This window comes from Dactylosporangium sp. NPDC051485 (assembly GCF_040682015.1).
In the GTDB taxonomy this organism is placed as follows: Bacteria; Actinomycetota; Actinomycetes; order Mycobacteriales; family Micromonosporaceae; genus Dactylosporangium.
In genome coordinates this window covers 1-2361 of sequence record NZ_JBFAZW010000244.1, presented here as the reverse complement: position 1 = coordinate 2361, position 2361 = coordinate 1, and the positions used below count along the sequence as shown (strand labels likewise).

3 protein-coding genes and 1 pseudogene are annotated in these 2361 nt (G+C 66.4%); 2 read left to right on the top strand and 2 right to left on the bottom strand.

Annotation, left to right across the window (positions count from 1 at the left end; translation table 11 throughout):
- Positions 1 to 219: 219 nt before the first annotated feature.
- Positions 220 to 702 carry a hypothetical protein gene (locus AB0M46_RS51255; RefSeq protein WP_363349046.1) on the top strand — a complete coding sequence of 161 codons (483 nt, stop codon included), beginning with the start codon at positions 220 to 222 and terminating at the stop codon, positions 700 to 702.
- A 171-nt stretch (positions 703 to 873) separates the two neighbouring features.
- Here the strand turns inward: AB0M46_RS51255 and AB0M46_RS51250 are convergent, their stop codons facing one another.
- Positions 874 to 1194, bottom strand: a complete 321-nt coding sequence (locus tag AB0M46_RS51250) for a helix-turn-helix transcriptional regulator (RefSeq protein ID WP_363349044.1) — start codon at positions 1192 to 1194, stop codon at positions 874 to 876.
- Positions 1181 to 1546, bottom strand: coding sequence for a type II toxin-antitoxin system RelE/ParE family toxin (locus AB0M46_RS51245; protein ID WP_363349048.1), 366 nt, complete (start codon positions 1544 to 1546; stop codon positions 1181 to 1183). Before AB0M46_RS51245 ends, AB0M46_RS51250 begins: the two co-directional genes overlap by 14 nt.
- Positions 1547 to 1846: 300 nt before the next feature.
- On the opposite strand from AB0M46_RS51245, the pseudogene AB0M46_RS51240 reads away from it, so the two are divergent.
- A pseudogene (locus tag AB0M46_RS51240) lies at positions 1847 to 2361 on the top strand (AAA family ATPase); the annotation flags it as partial.

The window sequence follows — 2361 nt, the reverse complement described above, 5'->3', positions numbered from 1 at the left end:
CCCATGCGCGACATCGTCGCCACCATCCAGCCCGAACAGGACGCACTCGTACGGGCCGAGATCGACGAGTCGATCTGCGTGCAGGGGGCGCCCGGGACCGGGAACCCCGACCCGGGATTTTGACGCATTTCTTCCGCGCGGTCCATCGCTGTTGACAAGCAGCCGTAGCTTCACGGGCAGGCGTCGCAGTTTGGTGATCCATCTCGGGGAGGAAGCACCATGGCCAGCGATAACTTCGGACCATTCGTCACTGCGATCGTTGGCGCCGCGACGGTGCTGTTCACGCTGAACACGCTGCGCCGCAACGACTTCGAGCGGGCTCGTGAGCTACACGGCGAGTTGACGAGCGGGCCTGTCGCCGACGCCCGCCACGTGGTCGGCTCGGCGTTTGAGGACCCCGCCCGCGGCAAGGACGTCTCGCTCACCAAGGAAGAGATCCAGGCACTCTTCGCTGTTTTGTGGTGCTTCGAGCGGATCGATGTCGCCCGCAGCACCATGCTCGGACGGTGGCGCAAAGGTCCGCGGTGGATCAATCCGCGCCGAGCGCTCGATGAGAGCATCCGCAACCACGTCAGGATCTACCTGTCGTACTTGCACCGTGCTCACATCAATGGCGTCCCGCTGCACTCCACCTTGACCGCAGCGGAGGACGACGCGGGACTGACGCGTTTGGGCAAACGTCTCGGCCTCACACAGCCATAAAGTTGCGCGCTACCTGGTTGGAGCCAGGTGAAGTGATCTCAGCGACGCTGAACGTGTTGATTTGGGGCGACACGGGCAATCCGTCGCAGATGCTACGACGCTGGCTGAGGGCATGGGCCCTCGGTAGGTAGTTCTCACCACAAGATCACCCACATAGCGGTCGGCTCAGCATCAGGCGACCTTGAGCTGCTCGTCGCCGAAGTCAGCGATCAGTTTGAGCGTGCCGCCGAGCGCCTCGATGTACCGCGCGAGCACCTCCTGCGTCGAGACACTGCCGGCCTCGATCTGCGACACCCGGGCCACCGAGACACCCATCCGGGACGCGACCTGCTCCTGCGTCATCCCACGCCGCTTCCGCAACTCAGCCAGCCGCCACCCCCGAGCCTCGTCGAGCATCGCGCCGACCGCGGCGTCGAACGCCTCGGGGCCGCCCGCGGTTTCGACCGCGCGCTCCAGGTGATCGGTATCCCGCCACCGCCTAACGCCGCTCATCCCCGGTCTCCTTCTCTCGCTCCTTCAAGTATGTGGCGTAGAGCTGTTCCGCTTCCGGTATGGCCTCCCGATACCACCGGTTCCACTGACCGGACTTGTCCCCGGCGACGAGCAGGATCGCGGATCGCCAAGGATCGAAGACGAACAGAATCCTGATCTCGCTCCGCCCTGCCGAGGGCGGCCGCAGCTCCTTCATGTTGGTGATCGCCGAGGCGGTGATGCTGTCGACGAGTGGCCTGCCCTCGCTCGGTCCGTTCCGCTCCAGCACCAGAATGGCCTGATTGACCAGGCGATGCGTGTCGCGGTCGACGCTGTAGATCGCGTCGAGGAACTCCTCGACCTGCGCGGTCATCAGGATCTCCCACTCCACCGGGACACCACCTCCAGGTTAATAATATCCTTAACCTCGGCGTACACGGAGAGCAACCGAAATTCGGTGGAACGGTGGGCCCACCGCGCGTAGCATGGATGGCCGCTTGACGGCCGCGGTGAGGTAGCCACCGCAGCGGACGTCCCACGCGCCGGGTGCACAACCCCCGGATACGCGAGCGAGCCGACCGAGACCTCCACGAGGATCAACGTGCCCGCACTGGAAGAAGAGCTCGCCGCCGAGCGAGCGCACCTCGACGCATCACGAATAGCACTCGGCCGCATGCGTGAGCGTGCCGAAGACCTGTTCGCCACCGGGGACCAGGTGGCCGGCGACCCGTTCGCCGCCGAGACGCTCGGGCGGGCGCTCGCTCGGCGGATCGCCGACCTCGCCGACAACCCCGACACCCCGCTGTTCTTCGGGCGGCTCGACATCGAGGAGCACGAGTACCACGTCGGGCGGCGGCACGTCACCGACGCGGTCGGGGAGCCGATGGTGCTCGACTGGCGGGCGCCGCTGAGCCGCAAGTTCTACCAGGCCAGCGCCGCCGATCCGCAGGACGTCGACGTGCGCCGCCGGTTCGGGTTCGTCAAGGGCGAGCTCACCAGCTTCGAGGACGAACGCCTCGGCCAGGGCGAGGAACAGGGCACCAGCCAGATCCTGCTCGACGAGATCGAACGACCCCGCGTCGGGCCCATGCGCGACATCGTCGCCACCATCCAGCCCGAACAGGACGCACTCGTACGGGCCGAGATCGACGAGTCGATCTGCGTGCAGGGGGCGCCCGGGACCGGGAA